We start from the raw sequence: 1,166 nt of genomic DNA, 5'->3' as shown, positions 1-1,166 counted from the left end.
GTGTTCCTGGCTGGTTGTCAGCCGATGGGGGCGTGGAGGCCGAGGTTCTCCAGCCAGTTCAGAACGGTGGTCGCTGCTTCCGCCAGCTGTTCGGGCTGGTTGAGGAGATAGTGGTTCGCGCCGACGAGGTGGTGCCGGTCGACCGTTCCACTGAGGGCGTTCGCGATGAGGTCGGCGTGCGGGGTGGGCACCGCGTTGTCCATACCGGCGGTCATCACCAGCGCGGGCACCGTGACCTGGGAACCGAACTTCACCGTGTGCGCGTTGGTCTCGTCGATGCTCCACTGCGAGAGCCAGCTCTTGAGGGAGCTGTAACGGGCCAGCGCGATGGGCGAGTTGTTCACCACGGCCGGGATGCCGATGAAGGACGTCCCGGGCTGCCGGTCGTTGGGGTCGAGCGAGGGGTCGAGCCAGCGGGGGTCGGCCATCGTGCCGTAGACCACGAACGGCAGGCTGAGGTTCTCCTCACCGTTCGGGCCGGGCTCGGCGAGCCGCTCCTTCACCCAGGTGGTGATGCGGCGGCTGCGCGCCAGCTGGGCAGCGCGGTACTCGGCGACGAAATCCGCGGAGTAGGGCGCCTTGGGCGCCTTGTCGCCGTACAGGTCGAGATCCGGGTTGCGGCGGAACGGGTTGGTCTCGTCGATGATCGACGCGTCCAGGGAATCGGTGAGCAGTGCGGCGCGGGAGATGTGCGAGCACAGCTGGAGAACGGCTTCGCCGGGGATCAGGTCGGACAGTTCGACGGGGTCACCCGCCGGGGTCTGGGTAATCGTGTGCTTCTCGGCCTGGGCCTGGTAGGTGGTGGCGATCGATCCGCCACCGCTCCAGCCGCCCACGACCACCTTGGCGTAGCCGCGCTCCTCCTTGAGATAGCGGACCCACTGCCCCAGGTCGACGAGGACGTTCTCCATGATGAGCGCGGCGTCGTTGTTCGGATAGCGCCCGTTCGCGCAGAAGACGTGCGCACCACGGCGCGCGAGTTCCTGCGTCATCGGCAGGTTGTGCAGCGGCCCCATCGGGTGCAGGAAGACGATGACCGTGTCCTGCTTCACGTCCGGCCGGGCAAGAAGCGTTCCCTCCACGAGCACCGTGTCGTCCCAGGACGCGTAAACCTCACGGCTACCCGTCGGATTGCGGAAGAAAAGGGTGACGCTCTCGGACGTGTA

General features: G+C 67.0%; 1 protein-coding gene. It reads right to left on the bottom strand.

Features of this window, described 5'->3' with window-relative positions:
• Positions 1–17 precede the first annotated feature (17 nt).
• The coding region (locus ACFYO2_RS49665; RefSeq protein ID WP_388364152.1) for a hypothetical protein at positions 18–1,166 on the bottom strand (1,149 nt) is incomplete at its 5' end.

Source organism: Streptomyces sp. NPDC006602 (assembly GCF_042870385.1).
In the GTDB taxonomy this organism is placed as follows: Bacteria; Actinomycetota; Actinomycetes; order Streptomycetales; family Streptomycetaceae; genus Streptomyces.
Note: the sequence above shows the minus strand (reverse complement) of the source record. Positions and strands in the feature narration are given on the sequence as shown.